Annotated in this window: 12 protein-coding genes and 1 pseudogene; 10 read left to right on the top strand and 3 right to left on the bottom strand. The window is 73.4% G+C overall.

The genetic code is table 11. From position 1 onward, the window contains the following. Positions 1 to 146: 146 nt before the first annotated feature. From ACZ49B_RS07140 to ACZ49B_RS07115, 6 genes are all read left to right on the top strand, one after another. A complete protein-coding gene (locus ACZ49B_RS07140) occupies positions 147 to 2,624 on the top strand; it encodes a serine/threonine-protein kinase (protein WP_468301342.1) in 2,478 nt (825 codons plus the stop codon). Between the two features lie 111 nt (positions 2,625 to 2,735). Further along, positions 2,736 to 5,591: a protein kinase family protein gene (locus tag ACZ49B_RS07135; protein WP_468301339.1), complete on the top strand. Its 2,856-nt coding sequence runs from the start codon at positions 2,736 to 2,738 to the stop codon at positions 5,589 to 5,591. A 124-nt stretch (positions 5,592 to 5,715) separates the two neighbouring features. Further along, positions 5,716 to 7,395, top strand: coding sequence for a serine/threonine-protein kinase (locus ACZ49B_RS07130; protein ID WP_468301336.1), 1,680 nt, complete (start codon positions 5,716 to 5,718; stop codon positions 7,393 to 7,395). Positions 7,396 to 7,502: 107 nt separating this feature from the next. Further along, a complete protein-coding gene (locus ACZ49B_RS07125; protein ID WP_468301333.1) occupies positions 7,503 to 9,131 on the top strand; it encodes a succinic semialdehyde dehydrogenase in 1,629 nt (542 codons plus the stop codon). Positions 9,132 to 9,207: 76 nt separating this feature from the next. Beyond that, complete coding sequence (locus ACZ49B_RS07120) at positions 9,208 to 11,022, top strand: GMC oxidoreductase (RefSeq protein ID WP_468301330.1); 1,815 nt, start codon at positions 9,208 to 9,210, stop codon at positions 11,020 to 11,022. Between the two features lie 166 nt (positions 11,023 to 11,188). Then, on the top strand, positions 11,189 to 12,826 hold the full coding sequence (locus tag ACZ49B_RS07115) for a site-specific integrase (RefSeq protein ID WP_468301327.1): 1,638 nt from the start codon (positions 11,189 to 11,191) through the stop codon (positions 12,824 to 12,826). Between the two features lie 310 nt (positions 12,827 to 13,136). Here ACZ49B_RS07115 and ACZ49B_RS07110 read toward each other — a convergent pair. Continuing rightward, positions 13,137 to 13,433 (bottom strand): annotated as a pseudogene (locus ACZ49B_RS07110) (chorismate mutase); the annotation flags it as partial. A gap of 365 nt (positions 13,434 to 13,798) precedes the next feature. On the opposite strand from ACZ49B_RS07110, the gene guaA reads away from it, so the two are divergent. From guaA to ACZ49B_RS07090, 4 genes are all read left to right on the top strand, one after another. Then, the gene (gene guaA, locus ACZ49B_RS07105; RefSeq protein WP_468301324.1) at positions 13,799 to 15,391 is read left to right on the top strand and encodes a glutamine-hydrolyzing GMP synthase; all 1,593 of its coding nucleotides are present in this window, start codon (positions 13,799 to 13,801) and stop codon (positions 15,389 to 15,391) included. Between the two features lie 124 nt (positions 15,392 to 15,515). After that, positions 15,516 to 16,289, top strand: a complete 774-nt coding sequence (locus tag ACZ49B_RS07100) for a class II aldolase/adducin family protein (protein ID WP_468301321.1) — start codon at positions 15,516 to 15,518, stop codon at positions 16,287 to 16,289. A gap of 155 nt (positions 16,290 to 16,444) precedes the next feature. Further along, complete coding sequence (locus ACZ49B_RS07095; protein WP_468301585.1) at positions 16,445 to 17,695, top strand: hypothetical protein; 1,251 nt, start codon at positions 16,445 to 16,447, stop codon at positions 17,693 to 17,695. An 18-nt stretch (positions 17,696 to 17,713) separates the two neighbouring features. Then, the gene (locus tag ACZ49B_RS07090) at positions 17,714 to 18,226 is read left to right on the top strand and encodes a DoxX family membrane protein (RefSeq protein WP_468301318.1); all 513 of its coding nucleotides are present in this window, start codon (positions 17,714 to 17,716) and stop codon (positions 18,224 to 18,226) included. Here ACZ49B_RS07090 and ACZ49B_RS07085 read toward each other — a convergent pair. Together ACZ49B_RS07085 and ACZ49B_RS07080 are read right to left on the bottom strand one after the other, a co-directional pair. Continuing rightward, on the bottom strand, positions 18,172 to 18,396 hold the full coding sequence (locus tag ACZ49B_RS07085; RefSeq protein ID WP_468301315.1) for a hypothetical protein: 225 nt from the start codon (positions 18,394 to 18,396) through the stop codon (positions 18,172 to 18,174). The two genes, ACZ49B_RS07090 and ACZ49B_RS07085, sit on opposite strands and share 55 nt — an antisense overlap. Then, entirely contained in the window at positions 18,383 to 19,714 is a 1,332-nt protein-coding gene (locus ACZ49B_RS07080) for a PspC domain-containing protein (protein WP_468301312.1), read from the bottom strand. The genes ACZ49B_RS07085 and ACZ49B_RS07080 overlap by 14 nt, the downstream gene beginning before the upstream one ends. Positions 19,715 to 19,777 lie beyond the last annotated feature (63 nt).

Genomic DNA, 19,777 nt, shown 5'->3' with positions numbered 1-19,777 from the left:
CCGGGGCGCCCGTCCGTTGCGGAGTGAGGAACAATGAGGGTTCCGCCGGGGCGGGTTACCGCGCGGGTTCTCCCGGGGCGGGCCACCGGGGACCCCGGAGGCTGCCGGGGCAGCCGGAGCAGGCGGCACGATCGCAGAGGGGACGCATGTCGAAGCCGGAGCACACCGAGTCGCCCACCGAGTCGCCTGCGGCGAAGCAGGACCGGGCGAAGCCTGTGTCGGCGGAGCCGGAGTCGCCGACGGCGAAGCCTGACGCGCTGCAAGCTGCAAAGCCTGACGCGCCGCAAGCTGCAAAGCCTGACGCTGCGAAGCCTGCCGCCCCGCCTGCGGCGAAGCCGGACCTGGGCAAGCCCGCTGCTGCCGCCGAGCCGGCGGAGCCGGAGGCCGAGAAGCCTGCTGCGGCAAAGGCGGATCTGAGCAAGCCCGCGGCTGCTGCCGGGTCGGCGGCTGCTGCCACTGGCGCCGCCGAGGCGGGTAAGTCCGCCCCGGGCGGGGCCGGTAGCGGTGCGCCCGCGGGCGCGAAGCCTGCCGGCGCGCCTGCCGCGGCGTCTGCCGAGCCGGCCGAGCCGGAGGACAAGAAGCCTGTTGCGGCGAAGCCCGCGGCGGCGGGGAATTCCGTCGTCGAGAAGGCCGATGCCGTTGCGGCCGCCGTCAAGGCGGCTGCCGCCAAGGCCGCCGAGGGCGCGGGAGCCGAGGGGCGGCTGCTCGCGCGGCGCTACCGGCTGCGCGAAGTGCTCGGCAAGGGCGGCATGGGCACCGTCTGGCGCGCCGAGGACGAGACCCTCGGCCGGACGGTCGCCGTCAAGGAACTCCGCTTCACCAGCGGCGTCGACGAGGACGAGAAGCGCCGCCTCATCACCCGCACCCTGCGCGAAGCCAAGGCCATTGCCCGGATCCGCAGCGGCGGCGCCGTCACCGTCTTCGACGTCGTCGACGAGGACGGCCGCCCGTGGATCGTCATGGAGCTCATCGAGGGTCCCTCGCTCGCCGAGTTCATCCGTGAACAGGGCCCGCTGACCCCCCACCGCGCCGCCGAGGTCGGCCTCGCCGTACTCGACGTGCTCCGCGCCGCGCACGGCCAGGGCATCCTGCACCGGGACGTGAAGCCGTCCAACGTGCTCATCGCCCGCACCGGCCGCGTCGTCCTCACCGACTTCGGCATCGCCCAGGTCGAGGGCGACCCCTCCGTCACCTCCACCGGCATGCTCGTCGGCGCCCCCTCGTACATCTCCCCGGAGCGCGCCCGCGGCCAGAAGCCCGGCCCGCCCGCCGACATGTGGTCCCTCGGCGGACTGCTCTACGCCGCCGTCGAGGGCGTGCCCCCGTACGACAAGGGGTCCGCGCTCGCCACCCTCACCGCCGTGATGACCGAGCCGGTGGATCCGCCCAAGAACGCGGGTCCGCTGACCGAGGTCATCTACGGCCTGCTGGCCAAGGACCCGGCCCGTCGCCTCGACGACGCGCGCGCCCGGGCGATGCTCACCGCCGTCGTCAACGCGCCGGAGCCGGCCCCCGCCCCGGTCCTCGCCCCGGCCGTCGAGGAGACCCGGCAGATCTCGCTGGCCGACGCCAAGGAGGCCGCGGCCAAGGTCACCGCCGAAAAGGCCGCCGAGAAGGCGGAGAAGAAGGAGCGCGAGCGGCTCGAGCGCGAGCAGCGCGACCGGGCCCGCGCTGCGCTGAAGGCGACCCGCAAGGCTGCGGCAGCCGCAGCGGCCACGACGGCGGCCTCGGCGGCCGAGCCCCCGGCGACGGGCAAGCGCTCGCCGGTCGCGGCGCCGCTCACCGACGTCATGTCCCGCCGCACCATCGCCCTCGCGATAGCGGGTGTGGTCGTCGTGCTCGCCGTCATCGGATCCCTGATCGCGTACGCGTTCAGCGGTGACGACCCGTCCGGCAAGAAGGAAGAGGGCAAGGGCGGCCCGGGTACGACGGCTTCCGGCACGCCGAACCCCAGCGCGTCCGGCAAGACCGGCGACACCAACGCCACCGCGGGCAAGGGCGGCAGCGGCAGCACCACCGGCACCGGCACCGGCACCGGCGGCACCGAGCCGAGCCAGGGGCAGTCCCCGGGCGGGCAGCAGGGCCAGGGGCAGGGCCAGGGCCAGAGTCAGGGCCAAGGTCAGAGCCAGGGCCAGGGCACCTCGCCGGGCGGTCCCGGAGGCGGACTGCCGGACGGCTACGCCAAGGTGACGGACCCTGGGTTCCACTTCTCCATGGCGATGCCGTCGGGCTTCAAGGTGACGGGCATAGCCGGTGAGAACTCCGGCGCCATATACAGCCGCGACGGCGGCTTCCCCCGCATCCAGGTCGACTACACGGCCAGCCCCGGCAACGACGCCCGCGCCGCGTGGGCGGAAGCGGTCGCCGGAACGGCGAGCTCCAGCACGAACTACCGGACGATCCGGATCGACGCGACGGAGTACAACGGCTACCCGACCGTCGCCGACTGGGAGTTCGAGCGGGAGCAGAAGGGCATCAAGGTCCGGGTGCTCAACCGCGGCTTCAAGGTGGACGCGAAGCACGGATACGCCATCATGATCAGCTGCGCGGCGGACCAGTGGGACGGTCCGGAGTGCACGACGATGCGCAACACGGCGTTCGCGACCTTCCAGCCGCTCGGCTGAGCAGCCGCTCGCCACGAGCCTTCCCAGGCCCGGGACGCGGGCGCCCTGCGCGACGTATCGTGGCTGCGGGGCCATGGGACACCTGCGCCCCCAGCACTCGGGGGAGGCGGAGTGGAGGACTACGCGGGCCGGATCCTGGCCGACCGCTACCGTCTGCCGCTGCCGCCGTCGGACGAGTACGAGCTGGTCGAGACCCGCGCCTTCGACACGCGCAGCGGGCAGGAAGTCCTGGTACGGCAGGTGCCGTTGCCGGAGCTCGTGGATGCCGAGCTGCTGGACGGCGATGCGACCACCGGGGGCGCGGCTCGGGCCCCGATGACGGCGGGGCGCCGGGCGGCCGGCGATCTGCCGGCCGTGCGCAGGGCCATCGCCGCCGCGCAGGCGGCCGCGTCCGTGCCGGACCATCCGCGGCTGGACCAGGTCTTCGACGTGTTCGCCGAGGGCGGGTCGCTGTGGATAGTGAGCGAGTTGGTGCCCGCGCGTCCGCTGGCCGCGCTGATCGCCGATGAACCGCTCAGCCCGTACCGGGCGGCGGAGGTCGCCGCGGACGTGCTGACCGCCTTGCGGGTGCTGCACGCGCACGGCTGGACGCACCGGAACATCACGGTCCGGACCGTGTTGATATGCGAGGACGGGAGGGTCGTGCTGACGGGGCTGGCGGCGGGTGCCGCCGAGGACGCCCTGTGCGGCTACGACCCGGTCCCGCCGAACCCGGGCGAGTCCGCCGGCCGGACCCCGCCCCCGCCCGACGCCGCCCCGGCCCGGGGCTGGGGCTCGCCCCCCGCGGCTTCCCCGAACCCCGGGGCCGGTCCGGTCCGGGGCACGCCGCCCCCGGCGTCACCGAACTCGGGTACGGCCGCCTTAGCCGCGGGTCCGGTCCGGGACGCGGCGCCGAACCCCGGCGGGGATCAGGGCTGGGGCACGCCGCCCGGTGCGGGGACGGACTCCCAGGGGCCCACGGACTCCCAGGGGCCCGGTGCGGGGCTTGCCGTACGGGACTCCCAGGGCGGGGACCCGGACGGGTCGGCGGGCGCCGGGCGGGATGCCCGTCCGGCCGCCGGCGGTTACGCGCCCCTCGTGGCGCCCGGGTACGACACCGGACCGCGCTACTCCGACCACATCACCCCCCGTGCGACGGGGGAGCGGCCCGACCCCAAGGCCGCCGCCCGGGCCGGGGCCATCGCCGCGTACCGAGCGGGAGCACAGGCCGCCGCCGCGCGGGTCACCGAGCAGCGCAAGGGCGGATCCGAGCCCGCGCCGGAGCCGAGGCCGCAGGGGTCGAACCTCCCGCAGGGGTACTCGTACCCGTACGGCGGCCCGGAGACCGGTACGAGCGCGCCGTGGCACGGAGCCACCCCGCGCCGGCAGGCCGCCCTTCCCGCCGCCGAACAGCCGGAGCCGGAGCCCGAACCCGCGTCGCCGCCCGACCCGGCGTCGCCCCGTCCCGCGCTGCCCGCACAACTCGCCCTGCCCCAGGGCTACCACCAGGCCGACCCCCCTCCCTCGCTGCAGGGTGCCGAGGGCCCGAACATGGCCTCGTACCTGCCCCCGGGCGACCCCGGCCCTGTTCGGCAGAACGGGGCCGAGGGCCCCGACACGGCCTCGTACCTCCCCGGCCGTGCCCCGCGGCAGGAGACCGGAAGCCCGGATACCGCCCCGTACGCGCTCCCCGGCGAGCCGGATGCCCCACTCCGGCCCGGCCCGCCTCGGCTGCAGGGGGGAGGGGCTCCGGATGCGGCCTCGTACCCGTCCCCGGGCCGGCCCGGGGACGGCGGGGGTTGGGGGGCCGGGGGGATCCGGAGCGGGCTGGATGCCGAGCGGGCGCGGCAGACGCGGATGGCCGTCGTCGGGGCCGTCACCGAGCGGTGGGCCCCCGAGCAGGCCGGGCCCGTCACGGGCCCCTGGCAGCTGGCCGCCCCCGTCGGGCCCGCCACCGACCTCTGGGCGCTCGGCGCGTTGCTGTACCGGGCCGTCCAGGGCCACGCCCCGTACCCCGAGGAGAGCGTCACCGAACTCGTCGAGATGGTCTGCGCCGAGTCCCCGGCCTTCGCCGAGGAGTGCGGCCCGCTGCGCCCGGTCGTGGAGTCGCTGCTGCGCCAGGACCCCACCGAGCGCCCCGACTTCGAGGAGCTCCGCGGCTGGCTGCGCTCGCTCGTACGGTCCGCCCCCGAGCCGGACGGCGGCCTCGCCGCGCTCCCGATGCCGGAGCCGGATCCCGCGCGGCTGCCCGTCGTACGACGGCGGGGCGACCTGCACGGGCGGCACCGCAATCCCGCCCCCTCCCGCAAGCCGCGCTCCCTCGGGCGGATCCTGCTCGTCGGCATCCTCGCCCTGCTCGCCGGGGCCGTGGCCTACGCCATGCTCTTCCTGCCCGGGGACGGGAGTCGGGGGGACGCCGACGACAAGACCCCGGTGGCGCAGCAGTCCCCGCCGCCCTCCGCTTCCACCTCGGCTGCGGCTTCGCCCCAGCAGAGCCAGACCCCCCAGACCCCGCAGACCGGGGCCCCCGCCCCCGCCCCGCCCGGGTACACGACCCAGCAGGACCCCGAGCACTTCGAGATCGCCGTTCCGGGCGGCTGGGAGCGGCGCGGCATGAACGAGGCCGGGCAGGTCCGCTACACCGACGGGGAGTACGTCCTGACGGTCGTCCCCGGCCGGGACAAGGTCGACGGCAATCCGGATCCGGCGACGTACCAGAAGGACAAGGAGCCGGAGCTGGCCCCGTACCGGTCCTCCACCTGGGCCAGCGGCGGCGACGTCAAGACCACGAAGGTCGGCAACCAGCTCCGCGTCACCGGCCGGTACACGTGGATCGACGGCAACGGCCGCAGCGTCGTCGCCCGGAATTTCGTCGTGGCGCTCGGCGGCAGCTACCACGTCGTCATGGTCACCGGTCCGCAGGACGGGGAGGGCAAGGTCACCGAGGTCTTCGAAAAGGCCACGGCGAGTTACAAATCCGGTGGCTGAGGCCGACTGACGGTGACTCAGTACGGCGATTGCGTCACAGTGCTGCCGGAACCGTGCCTTCACGGTTCCAGGAGCCCCGGGCGCTCCGTAATCTGGCCCGAAGTGCACAGAGTGGCGGGGTTTCGTGGAACAGCAGACAGGTGCGGGTGCGGTGCTCGCTGGCCGGTACCGGCTCGTGGAGCCCATCGGCAGCGGCGGCATGGGCAAGGTGTGGCGCGCGCATGACGAGCTGCTCCACAGGACCGTCGCCGTCAAGGAACTGACGGCGGGTCTGTACGTCGCCCAGGCCGACCGGGAGGTCCTGCACGCCCGGACGCAGAAGGAGGCCCGGGCCGCGGCCCGGATCCAGCACCCGGCGGTCGTCGTCGTCCACGACGTGCTGGAGCACGACGACCGGCCGTGGATCGTCATGGAGTACATCGACGGCCCCTCCCTCGCGGAAGCGGCCAAGGCGGCCGGCCGGATCGAGCCCACCGAGGCGGCCCGGATCGGGCTGCACGTACTGGGCGCGCTGCGCGCCGCGCATGCGGTCGGCGTCCTGCACCGGGACGTGAAGCCCGGCAACGTGCTGCTCGCCAAGGACGGGCGGGTCCTGCTCACGGACTTCGGGATCGCCGCGATCGAGGGCGACTCCTCCATCACACGGACCGGCGAGATCGTCGGCTCCATCGACTACCTGGCTCCGGAGCGCGTCACCGGCGGCACCCCCGGTACGGCCTCCGACCTGTGGTCGCTGGGCGCGACCCTGTACACGGCCGTCGAGGCCCGTTCGCCCTTCCGCCGCACCTCGCCCATCTCCAGCCTGCAGGCCGTGGTCAACGACGAGCCCCCGGCGCTGCGGCAGTCGGGGGCCCTGGGGCCGGTCATCACCGCCCTGCTGCGCAAGGATCCGGACGAGCGCCCCTCGGCCCAGGAGACCGAGCGGATGCTGATCGAGGCGATGGAGGGCCGGGAGCCGAAGGCGGCGCACGCGTACGTGCCCACCCGCGCGGTGACTCAGGACGAACTCACCGACGCCCACGCCCAGGAGCCCGAGAACGGCACGCGAGCCGGTGCCGGAGCCGGAGCAGGTACCGCGACCGCGCCCGTCCCGCCCGCCGGCCCCACGCCCGATCAGGCGCGCACGGCGGCCCTGCCCGAACAGGCCGGGCCCGCACCCGCAGCGGGGAGCCCGGCCACGGGCTGGATCAAGCGGGCCGCGGCCATCGCCCTCGTGGCGGCGCTGGTCGGCGGCGGCGCCGTGTTCGGCGTGCTGAAGTTCACCGGCGACGCGGATGCGGGCGGCGGCTCCGACAAGAACGCGAGCGCCCCCGACGAGCAGGACGGCGACGGCGAGGACGCCCCTCCGGCGGGCTACAGCGAGGTCACCGACCCGGTGGCGGGCTTCACGCTGTTCGTGCCGAACGGCTGGAAGCGCCAGACGAACGGCGACCAGATCGACTACACCCCGGACAACGGCAAGCACCTCATCCGGATCGCCGTCGACCCCACCCCGGACTACGAGAACCCGTACGCGCACCTGCTCGACCTGGAGAAGCAGGTGGCGAAGCGGACGGACTACAAGAAGCAGCTGCTGAACCAGAACACCTTCCGGGGCAGCGTCCGGGGCGCGCTGTGGGACTTCAAGTGGACCGAGAAGGTGAGCTTCCCGGGCCCGCGGCGGGCCATCGAGCAGATGTACATGACCCCGGACAACACCGAGTACGCGATCTACATGTCGAGCCCCGTCGCCGACTGGGACACCACCCGCCAGCAGTTCGACGTCGTGCTCAGCGGCTGGGAGCCGCCCGCCAAGCGGTCTTGATCCTTCCGGCCCGATTCCGGCATCCTGCCAGCGATCGCTGGCGGAAATGGCAAAATCCGGTTACCGACGGGTACCCAAAGGCTGTCCGGCGGAATACGCTCACCGCCATGACGGACTCGCAGGCCCCGGCCCCCCTCCGCAGCGCACCGCAGCCCACCAACCCGGTCGCCCCCGCCCCGGCCGGTGCCCGTACCGCCGCCGACGTGGTGACCCCCGACCTGGTCGCCCGGCTCACCCGCGGAGTGATCGGCTCCGGCCGGACCGCCAACCACACCCCGTTCACCGGGGCCAAGCTGGCGGACCTGCCCGAGGCCACCCCCGAGGACGTGGCCGGGGCCTTCGACCGGGCCCGCGCCGCCCAGGGCGCCTGGGCAGCGGTCCCCGTACGCGAGCGGGCCGCCGTACTGCTCCGCTTCCACGACCTGGTCCTGGCCCGCCAGGCCGAGGTGCTCGACCTCATCCAGCTGGAGACCGGCAAGGCCCGCCTGCACGCGCACGAGGAGGTGCAGGCCGTCGCCGTCGCCGCCCGGCACTACGGCCGCAAGGCCCCCGCGTACCTGCGCCCCAAGGGCCACACGGGCGCCATGCCCACCCTCACCAAGGTCACCGAGCTGCGCCAGCCGCGCGGGGTCGTCGGCCAGATCGCGCCCTGGAACTACCCCCTCGAGCTGTCCGTCGGTGACGCGCTGCCCGCTTTCGCCTCCGGCAACGCCGTCGTCATGAAGCCCGACACCGAAACCGCGCTCACCGCCCTGTGGGCCCGTGACCTGCTGATCGAGGCCGGACTGCCCGCCGAGGTCTTCCAGATCGTCCTCGGCGACGGACCCGTCGTCGGCCCCGAGGTGGTCCGGCACGCCGACTACGTCTCCTTCACCGGCTCCACGCGGACCGGCCGCGAGGTCGCCCAGGGCGCGGCGGCCCGCCTCGTCGGGGTCTCGCTCGAGCTCGGTGGCAAGAACGCCATGCTCGTGCTGCACGACGCCGACATCGAGAAGGCCGCCGCGGGCGCCGTCCGCGCCTGTTTCTCCTCCGCCGGCCAGCTCTGCATCTCCATCGAGCGGCTGTACGTCCACGCCTCGATCGCCGACGCGTTCGTCGAGCGCTTCGCCGCCCGTACGAAGGCCATGCGGCTCGGCGCCTCCCTCGCGTACGGCGCGGACATGGGCTCGCTGGTCGGCGAGCGCCAGCTGGAGACCGTCCAGCGGCACGTCGACGAGGCCGTCGCCAAGGGCGCCACCCTGGTCGCGGGCGGCACCGCCCGCCCCGACATCGGCCCGCTCTTCTACGAGCCGACCATCCTCGACGGCGTCGAGGCGCCGATGGCGGTCTGCGGCGAGGAAACGTTCGGCCCGGTCGTCTCCGTCTACCGGTTCACCGACGAGGACGAGGCGATCGCGCAGGCCAACTCCACCGCGTACGGGCTCAACTCCAGCGTCTGGACCAAGGACGCCCGCCGCGGCCACGCCGTCGCCGCCCGCCTGCGCACCGGCACGGTCAACATCAACGAGGGCTACGCCCCCGCCTACGGCAGCGCCCAGGCGCCCATGGGCGGCATGAAGGACTCCGGCCTCGGCCGCCGCCACGGCTCCGAGGGCATCCTCAAGTACACCGAGGCCCAGACCGTCGCCCACCAGCGGCTGCTCCCGATGGCGCCCTCGCTGGGCATGGACGACGAGAAGTACGCGGCGTTCATGACCCGCAGCCTGAAGGTCATGAAGGCTCTTCGTCTGCGCTAGGGGGTGTCTTGCCGATCAGGCCCCGCCCGAACCCGATCCGCCGGACACCCCCAGACCCAACCGGGAGGCACAAGCAGTGTCGTACGACCAGGATTACGACTACGACGTCATCGTCATCGGATCGGGCTTCGGAGGGTCGGTCTCGGCGCTGCGGCTGACCGAGAAGGGGTACCGGGTCGGCGTCCTGGAGGCCGGGCGCCGGTTCACCCGCGAGAGCCTGCCCCGCAACAGCTGGGACCTGCGGAACTACCTGTGGGCCCCGGCCCTCGGGCTGTACGGGATCCAGCGGATCCACCTGCTCGGCAACGTGATGGTGCTCGCGGGCGCCGGGGTGGGCGGCGGCTCGCTCAACTACGCCAACACCCTGTACGTGCCGCCCACAGCCTTCTTCGAGGACCGGCAGTGGGCGTCCATCACCGACTGGCACGAGGAACTCGCCCCGTACTACGACCAGGCCAAGCGGATGCTCGGCGTACGCCTCAACCCGACGCTGACCCCCTCCGACGTCCACCTGAAGGCCGCCGCCGAGAAGATGGGCGTCGGGGACTCCTTCCACATGGCCCCGGTCGGCGTCTTCTTCGGCGACGGCGCGGACGCCGAGGGCGGCTGCGAGGCCCGCCCCGGCCAAGAGGTCCCCGACCCGTACTTCGGCGGCGCCGGCCCCGCCCGCAAGGCCTGCACCGAGTGCGGCGAGTGCATGACCGGCTGCCGGCACGGCGCGAAGAACACCCTGAACGAGAACTACCTGCACCTCGCCGAGCGCGCCGGCGCCGTCATCCACCCGATGACCACCGTCACCGCGCTCGCCGAGCACCCCGACGGCGGCCACCGGATCCGCACCGTCCCCACGGACGCGCGCCGCCGGGGCGTCGCCAAGGAACTGCGCGCCCGGTACGTGGTCGTCGCGGCGGGCACGTACGGCACCCAGACCCTGCTGCACACCATGAAGGACAACGGGCTGCTCCCGCGGATCTCGCAGCGGCTCGGCGAGCTGACCCGGACCAACTCGGAGGGCCTGGTCGGCGCGCAGACCGACGACCGCCGCTACCGCAGGCGACACGGCGCGGGCCCCGGCAAGGAGCAGCGCGCCGACTTCACCCGGGGCGTGGCGATCACCTCGTCCGTGCACCCGGACGCGGACACCCACATCGAGCCCGTCCGCTACGGCAAGGGCTCCAACGCCATGGGGTTCATGACCGTCCTCCAGGTGCCGTTCGGCCGGCACCGGGTCCGGGCCTGGTTCGCCCGGACCGCGAAGCACCCGGTGCAGCTGGCGCGCTCGCTGTCCAACCGGCGCTGGTCGGAGCGGACGATCATCGGGCTGGTCATGCAGTCGCTCGACAACTCGCTGACGACGTACCGCAAGCCCGGCGGCCTCGGGAAGGGCCTGCTCACCGCCCGCCAGGGGCACGGCGCGCCGAACCCGGTGCAGATCAAGGAGGCCACCGAGGCGGCCACCCTGCTGGCCGAGGAGATCAACGGCTTCCCGGGCAGCAACATCGGCGAGCTGATGGGCACCCCGCTGACGGCGCACTTCCTCGGCGGCTGCCCGATCGGCGCCTCCGCCGAGGAGGGCGTGGTGGACCCGTACCACCGGCTGTACGGGCACCCGGGCATCTCGGTGGTGGACGGCTCGGCGGTCTCCGCGAACCTCGGGGTGAACCCGTCGCTGACGATCACGGCGCAGGCCGAGCGGGCGATGTCGTACTGGCCGAACAACGGCGAGCAGGACCCGCGGCCGGAGCAGGGCGGGGCCTACGCCCGGCTGGCGGCGGTGGAACCGGTCCGTCCGGCGGTCCCGAAGGAGGCGTTCGGCGCGTTGCGGCTGCCGATGCTGCTGCCGGTTCCGGAGGTCCCGCCGCGTGCGACGGAACCGGAAGCCGCGGAATGACCGCGGCGGGTACGGCGCTCCCCCTCCGAGCGCCGTACCCGCCGCGGTAAATAAGTGACAGATGTTCAAGCTTGATGGTTGTACCGGAATCCGGCGGCGGTCCCTGTGGCGTGCGTCACGTGGTGAGGTGTGCAACTGGGATGCCTGTTCGACGGTCTGGGGGTGCATGAGAAAGCGCATCTCCCTGCTGGCCGCATGCGGCCTGGCGGCCGTGGGACTGGCCGCCACCCCGGCGAACGCCGCCGACCCCGTCTTCACCCTCACCGGCCCGGGCGCGGTGGGCCTGCGGCCGTACCCGGCCCAGGGCGGGGCGGCACAGAAGACCTCGGTCGAGTTCCGGGTCGACAACACGACCGGGAAGGTCTTCGAGGGCCAGATCACCTTCGTGATCGATCTGACCGGGCTCAAGGGCATCGCGGACGTGGCGCTGGCCGAGGGCCGGGGCGAGGGCTGCGAGGTCAGCGCCACCGCCGTCACCTGCAAGGACAGTGTGCTCTGGGACCACGACAGCTCCGTCGTGACGCTGGACCTGCGCGCCGCGAAGAACAGCACGGTCGGCGCGACCGCCGACCTGACGATGACCGGCAAGGCCCAGGGCGCCGGCTTCAAGGCCGCCACCACCAAGGTCAAGGTCGGCGGCCCCGACCTGGTCCTGGAGGACGCCGGGCTGAAGCGGGAGATGACGCCGGGGCAGACGCAGGACCTGCCGATCGTCTTCTCCAACGCGGGCACGGAGTCCGTCCCCGGCGTGGCGCTGGAGATCAACGCCACCCGTGGCATGGGGCTCGTGGAGCAGTACGACAACTGCTTCTACACCGCACCGAACAACGACCCCGAACAGGCCTGGCGCATGGGCTGGGGCAAGACGGTGTGCACGATCGAGGGAGAGATCGAGCCGGGCGCCGTCTACGAGACGGGCCCGCTGACCCTCAAGGCCGCCCCGCACGCCTTCATCGAGTCGATGAGCTACGCGCTGTACGAGAACGGCGCTCAGCCGAAGACCGTGCAGAAGCTCGCCAAGCCGAACACGGGCAAGAAGCTGACGCTCAAGGAGCGGCCGGCCAAGGCCGCACTGCGCTCGGCGGACCTCGACCCGTGGAACAGCTACCACGAGTTCGACTTCTCGGTGAAGAACACCGCCGACCTCGTGGCCGGCGCCGTCTCCCTCAAGGGCAAGGCGGGCGAGACCGTCAAGGCCGACCTGGGCTTCCAGAACAACGGCCCGGCGTGGGTCGCCTACATCCGCTCCGGTGAGGCCGTGGCCGTCACGGACATCGTGATCCCGGCCGGCGCGAAGGCCACCAAGGTGGCGAAGCAGTGCCGCGGGGTCAACGCGGACGGCAGCTACCGCCAGGAGAACCTGGGCGCCCCGCGCTACTTCTGCGAGAGCGGGCACGTCGTCGGCGAGAAGGAGAAGTTCGCCTACTCGTTCGAGCTGAAGATCGAGAAGGTCGTCGAGGACGCCAAGGGTTCGGTCACGGTCGGCGAGTGGTCGCCCGGAGGTTCCAAGCCGCAGGGCTGGGACCCGAACCCCGCCAACAACAAGGCCGCCTTCGTGATCAACGGCAAGGACGCCGGCCCCAAGCCGACCCCGAGCCCGAGCACCGGCACCGCCGGCCCGACGCCCGGCGCCAGCGCCACCCCGACGGTCTCGCCGAGCACCGGCAACAGCCCCAAGCCCACCGGGGGCCTGGCCTCCACCGGCAGCTCCGTCGGCCCGATCGCGATCGGCGCGGCCGCGCTCGTCGCCGCCGGCGGCGCGCTGTTCGTGCTGGGCCGCCGCAGGTCCGCCGGGCGCGCGTAGCGGGCGTACCGCGGTTGCGCGCAGCAGCCGCACAGCCACGTCGACAGAAGAACGGCCGGCCCGGGGCGTCCCCCGGGCCGGCCGTCCTTTTTGGGGGTGACCGGGCTGCTGTCCCCTGCCGTCCGGTCACGCGAAGGAGCGAGGTCCCACGACGCACGTCCCCGACGGGCCGTACGTCTCATCGCTCCGGCGGTGCCACGCGTGGTGCTCGGTCCCGCGCCTGGCTGACGCGGCCATCCACACCAACGAGGCCCGTCCGGGGCCGGTCACGGTCCGGACGAGTGACGAACAGGCGTAAGGCGGGACGGCGTCAGACGCGTCCGCGGCACAGCTCCAGCAGGGTCATGGCGAGCGCGGTACCGGGCTTCCCGAGGGCCTCGCGCCAGTGCTCGAGCACCTCCATCTCGCGCGACAGGTTCACCCGGCGGCCGCCCGAGGAGATCCGGGCCTCCTGGATGACGGTCGAGACGGCCATCCGCTCCTGGATCAGGCCGATGATCCGGTCGTCGATGGCGTCGATGCGCCGGCGGGAGTCGGCGATCAGCTGCGCGGGGGTGGTGGTCACGGTCATGTTCTTACTCCTGTGGGTAGTTCCGGCAGGAGCGGAAACGCCAGAGCGCCCCGGTCCTGTCGGACCGGGGCGCTCTGGGAAGTCAGCGGCTCAAGCGAGCATCACGAGGACCCATGGCGACCGGACCGGCCGGTGCCATAGGTAAAGAGGAAGCTCAGCTGCTTGCGCATGGAGTGGATTATTACCGTCCGTCCCCGTTCCGGCCAACCGGGTTCGCATGATGAGACGGCTCGGCAGGAGCGCCGTGCCGGTACGCCTCCGAAGCGTCGACCGCGGGCCCTGTGACCACGGCGTCGCGGGGCGTCACGGTGACGTGGACCTCGGATGGTGCGACAAAGCGGCGGCTTGCGCCACCGGTAGAATCGACAAAACAGCCACCTCTTCCGCCGGAAGGCCGCCCCGTGCCAGAAGCACCCTCCGCCGCCCACGACAGCGCCCCGGACACGGTTCTCGTCGTCGACTTCGGCGCCCAGTACGCCCAGCTCATCGCCCGCCGCGTCCGCGAGGCACGGGTCTACAGCGAGATCGTGCCCAGCACGATGCCCGTGGCCGAGATGCTGGCCAAGAACCCCAAGGCGATCATCCTCTCGGGCGGCCCGTCCTCCGTCTACGAGGAGGGTGCCCCGCGTCTGGACGACGCCCGCGCCCTGTTCGAGTCCGGGGTACCGGTCTTCGGCATGTGCTACGGCTTCCAGCTGATGGCGACCACCCTCGGCGGCACCGTCGACAACACCGGCGCCCGCGAGTACGGCCGTACGCCGCTCGCCGTCTCCAAGAGCGGCTCGACGCTGTTCGAGGGCACCCCCGTGAACCAGTCGGTGTGGATGTCGCACGGCGACGCCTGCTCCGCCGCCCCCGAGGGCTTCACCGTCACCGCGTCGACGAACGTCGTCCCGGTCGCGGCCTTCGAGAACGACGAGAAGAAGCTGTACGGCGTGCAGTACCACCCCGAGGTGATGCACTCCACGCACGGCCAGCAGGTGTTGGAGCACTTCCTCTACCGCGGCGCCGGCCTCGAGCCCACCTGGACCACCGGCAACATCGTCGAGGAGCAGATCGCGGCCATCCGCGAGCAGGTCGGCGACAAGCGCGCCATCTGCGGCCTCTCCGGCGGCGTGGACTCCGCGGTCGCCGCGGCCCTCGTCCAGAAGGCCATCGGCTCGCAGCTGACCTGCGTGTACGTCGACCACGGCCTGATGCGCAAGGGCGAGACCGAGCAGGTCGAGAAGGACTTCGTCGCCGCCACCGGCGTGCAGCTGAAGGTCGTCGACGCGCAGGAGCGCTTCCTGGGCGCGCTCGCCGGCGTCTCCGACCCGGAGACCAAGCGGAAGATCATCGGCCGCGAGTTCATCCGCGTCTTCGAGCAGGCCCAGCTGGAGATCCTCCAGGAGGAGGGCCCCGCGGTCGCCTTCCTCGTCCAGGGCACCCTGTACCCGGACGTCGTCGAGTCCGGCGGCGGCACCGGCACCGCGAACATCAAGTCCCACCACAACGTCGGCGGCCTGCCCGACGACATCGAGTTCGAGCTCGTCGAGCCGCTGCGCCAGCTGTTCAAGGACGAGGTCCGGATGGTCGGCCAGGAGCTCGGCCTGCCCGACGAGATCGTCCAGCGCCAGCCCTTCCCGGGCCCCGGCCTCGGCATCCGCATCGTCGGCGAGGTCACCAAGGAGCGCCTGGACCTGCTGCGCGAGGCCGACGCCATCGCCCGCCACGAGCTGACCGCGGCCGGCCTGGACCGCGAGATCTGGCAGTGCCCGGTCGTCCTGCTCGCGGACGTCCGCAGCGTCGGCGTCCAGGGCGACGGCCGCACCTACGGCCACCCGATCGTGCTGCGCCCCGTCTCCTCCGAGGACGCGATGACCGCGGACTGGACGCGCATGCCGTACGAGGTGCTCGCGCGGATCTCCACCCGCATCACCAACGAGGTGCCGGACGTGAACCGCGTCGTCCTCGACTGCACGAGCAAGCCCCCGGGCACCATCGAGTGGGAGTAGTCCCCACCGCTGTACGCAGGGCCCGCGAAGCCGTCGTTCCCCCCGGGGAGCGGCGGCTTCGCCGCATGTATGGCCACTTGGCGCGGCCGCCGGTACCTTGCGCGGCGAGCCGAAGGAGGGGGTCATGCCGGATCAGCCCGCGCCCGTACCCGTACCCGCACCCGTCCCCGTGGACCGGCTGCGGTTCTCGATGCCGCCCGCGCACACCGGGGCGGCCGAGGAGCGCGCCTCCCGCAAGGAGCGGCTGGCCGGGGCGCTGCGGCTGTTCGGGCGGCTCGGGTACGAGGAGGGGGTGGCCGGCCATGCCAGCGCGCGGGACCCGGAGTTCGAGGACTGCTACTGGGTGAACCCCTTCGGGCAGGCCCTGTCCTCACTCACCGCCGACGACCTGCTCCTCGTCGACGGGGACGGGCGCGTGCGGCAGGGGGACCGGCGGGTCAACGAGCTGGCCTTCGCGGTGCACGCGGCCGTGCACCGGGCCCGCCCCGACGCGGTGGCGGTGGTGCACACGCACGCCCCGTACGGCAGGGCGCTGGCCGCGCTCGGGGAACTGCTCGCCCCGATCAGCGAGGAGGCCTGCGCCTTCTACGAGGACCACGCGCTCCTCGACGGGTTCGCGGGGCCGGAGGACTCGGGGAGGATCGCCCGCGCCCTGGGCCCGTTCAAGGCGCTGGTCCTGCGCAACCGAGGGCTGCTGACGGTCGGCGCCTCCGTGGACGCGGCGGCCTGGTGGTTCGTCGCGGCGGAGCGCGCCGCTCAGGTGCAGCTGATCGCGCGGGCCGCCGGGAAGCCGGTGCCGATCGACCACCGCAGCGCGCTCGCCGCGCGGGAGCGGTTCGGCACGGATCTCGCCGCCTGGGTCAGCTACCAGCCCCTCTGGCAGACCGTTGCCCCGTGACGCGGGACTGGGCCGGGCGGGTGACGTCAACATCATGAACGGTTAATCACCTGCTCTGACATCGTGCGCAATCCGGAGCACTGCCGCAGTGGTGCACAATTCGCTGGCATTGCACCGTAGTTCAGAGAGGCGGCACGCACGTGGCTGTCCAAGAGATGTCCCGAAGCACCCACGGCGGCACCTGCACCTGTGACGACTGCCCGCACGGCGCGCAGGAGGGGCACCGGCGGGCGGTCGCCGCGTTCACGGAGAAGAGGGACGAGTTCGCCGCGGGCCAGGGCCTGCCCGCGGCAGTGGCCCGGTCCGCCGGGGCGTCCCGGCAGTGGGTCTCCGACGAGCTGACCCTGTCGGCCCGTACGGTCGCCGACCGGGGCCGGGAGGCCGGCACCTCCTGGCTGTACCTGTTCTCCCGGCGGGCCGTGCTCGCCGTGTGGATCGCCGCCGGGGTGCTGCTGCTGGTGCAGGTCGGCACCGCGCTCGGCACCGGCTGGTCCACGGCGCGTACCGCCGGGCTGCTCGCGGCGGTGGTCCTGGCCGGACTGCTCACGGTCGCCGCCCGCGCCCAGTCGCTGCGCGGCGGCCTGCTCGCCCCGCTGGTCGGGGAGGACAACCGGCTGTCCACCTCGAAGGCGGTCCCGACTGCGTGGGTGGTGCTGACGGCGTTCGCCGCGCTGCTGCCCGCGCTGCGGCTGGCGGCCTCCTCGCCCGGCCCGGAACGGCAGGCGCTGTACGCGGGGCTGGCGCTGGGGCGGGCGCTGCCGCTGCTGGCGGTGGTCGCGCTGACCTCGGCCGTGGCGGTGCTGGTGCGCCGGGTGGTCACCGTACGGATCATGGGCCAGCGGATGCAGAAGCTGCCGGCCGACCGGCCGCGCGGGGCGGACCTGCTGACGGACGACGCGGGCCGCGGGAGCTTCCCGGACGCGCAGTACGTGCTGGTCTCCACGGTGGTGCTGGCCTTCGCGGCGGTGTCGATGGCCCGGTTCCCGGACCGGCTGCCACGGCTGCCGTGGGCGCTGGCCATGCTGGTGGCCCTGTCGGCGGCGGTGTACCTGGCGGCGAAGTACGCGGAGGTGACCCGTCCGTTGGTGCTGTCGGTGGTCCGCAGACGGGAGCCCGGCGACCTCGACGCGGCCATCCGGCCGGGCGACGACATCGAGATCCGCGGCGTGGGGTTCGTGCCGCCGGGGGCGCAGACGCCGGAGATGCTGGCCCGGCTGGTCGTACGGGTCGGGGCGGTGCACGTGCACGTTCCGCTGGTGCCGGTCGCGGGCGGGTTCACCAACCCCTCGGACTCGGTCCTGACGGTGCCGGTCCCGGCGGAAGTGGAACCCGGGCGCATCGAGGTCCAAGTGGTCACGGCCGCCGGAGTGGAATCCAACCGCTGCACCATCGACGTGGCCGAGTGAACGGGGTACACATGGGGCGTGACCCGAACTGATGTCCCTTCCGCCGGCCCTTCCGGCCCTACCGGACTGCGGGAACAGGCCGCCCGGTACGCCCTGCTGCCGCTGCGGATCTTCCTCGGCGTGACCTTCGTCTACGCGGGCCTGGACAAGCTGACCGACTCCGCGTTCCTGTCCGCCTCCGGCCCCGGCTCCATCGGCGAGCAGATGCACGGCGTGCGCGACACGTCCGCGATCCCCGCCCTGGTGGACTGGGCCCTGCTCTCGCCCGTCGGCTTCGCCGTCGTGCTCGCCATCGGAGAGCTCCTGGTGGGCCTGGGCGTCCTGGCCGGCCTGCTGACCCGGATCGCGGCCACCGGCGGAGCGCTGATCTCGCTCAGCCTGTGGCTCACGGTGTCCTGGCAGGTGTCCCCGTACTACTACGGCAACGACCTGATCTACCTGATGGCCTGGATCCCGATGATCCTGGCCGGTGCGCCCTACCTGTCGCTGGACTCGGTGATCCGGTCGCGCCGGTCCCGGCGGACGGCGTAGGTCACCACCCCGACCAGCGCGGCCAGGCAGAGCCCGCCCATGGCCATCGGGATGACCAGGAACCAGGGCAGGTCGGCCTCGCCGGTCGCGTCGAGCAGGTACAGCACGCCCGCGGCCAGCAGGACCAGGCCGGCCAGCAGCCGTCCGGGCTGGAACTCATGACGCCGCACGGGCCACCTCCACCTGTCCCACACCCGCGTTCAGGTGCAGCTCGATCGTTCCCCCGGCCTCGGTGCCGGCCGGCGGCTTGAGGGTCGCCTGCTGGGTTTCGCCGCCGCTCTTGATGCGTATCTCCTGGCTGGTGTCCCCGGGCAGCCTGATGTCGCCCAGCCTGACCGACACGTCGGCCTGCGCCGTGACCTCGCGGGGCACGATCACCTTGAGCCGGCCCGCCTCGGCGGTGGCGCGCACGGACAGGGTGGTGCCCTTCGGCACGTCCAGGCGGCTCAGGTCCAGCGTGGCCAGCCCGGTGCCCGCCGTGTACAGGGGTCTGACGTCGGCCACCGCGGCCGGCCGCCATTCCACGGCCTTCCAGTCGGTGCCGATCTCGCGGGGCAGCGCGGACGCCCCGGCGAGCAGCCCGGCGGTCATCAGCGCGAGCAGGACGGTACCGAAGCCGGTGCGGCCCTTGACCGAGCTGACCGCGAGGCCGAGCCCGAAGACCGCCAGGGCCGAGGCGAGCCCGATCTGGAGTGCGTGCGAGAGGGTGCTGCCCTGCCAGACCGAGGCGGTGGCGGCGCCCCCGGCCAGCAGGGCCAGGACGAACACCCGCCCCCCGATGCCGCCGCGCGGAACCCGCGGGGCGGCGGCTCGCTCGGCCGCCGCCGCGGCCTTGCCGCCCGCGATGTTCCGGGCGGCGTTCGCGTCGGCGGAATCGTCCGGCCCCCACAGGTATCCGGTGGCCCCGACGGGGCCGGTGGTGCCGTCCTTGACCAGCGGGTCCCGCCACCAGGAGGGGGCGCCGGGCACGGGCGGAGCCTGGGTCTCCGGCGGACCCGGGCGGTGGGCCGCCTGGGGCTCCGCCTCGGGCGCGGCGGTGCTGCGGCGGCGCTGCGACCAGTACGAGGCCCCGCCGAGGGCCAGGATGACCAGGACGGAGAACACGGCCAGCCCGCCGTTGTCCAGCATCGACAGGAACAGGGCGCAGCCGACCAGGGCCGCGAAGACCGCGGCCAGGGTGGCTCCCTCGACCCGGCCCGTCAGCAGCTTCTTCGCCTCGCTGTCGTCCTCGCCCTCCACCGGCAGCAGCAGCCAGGCGAAGCCGTAGAAGATCAGGCCGACGCCGCCGGTGACCGCGAGGACGCCGAGCACGATCCGGAAGATCGCCGGATCCAGGTCGAAGTACCGGCCGAGGCCGCCGCACACGCCCGCGAGGACCTTGTCGCGCTTGCTGCGCCGCAGGGGCGGCCGGTCGGCGGCGCCAGGCGGTGGCGCCGCGCCGGCCACACCGGCATCGGCCGGCGACGGCGGGGAGTCGTGCTTGGTCATGGACCCATGGTGACGGGCCGCCGCGCCCCGCGGCACCGGGTCCGACCCTGGCGCAACCCTGAT

The sequence above is a fragment of the Streptomyces sp. NPDC031132 genome (assembly GCF_055570595.1).
This window is presented reverse-complemented; position numbering and strand designations above follow the sequence as displayed.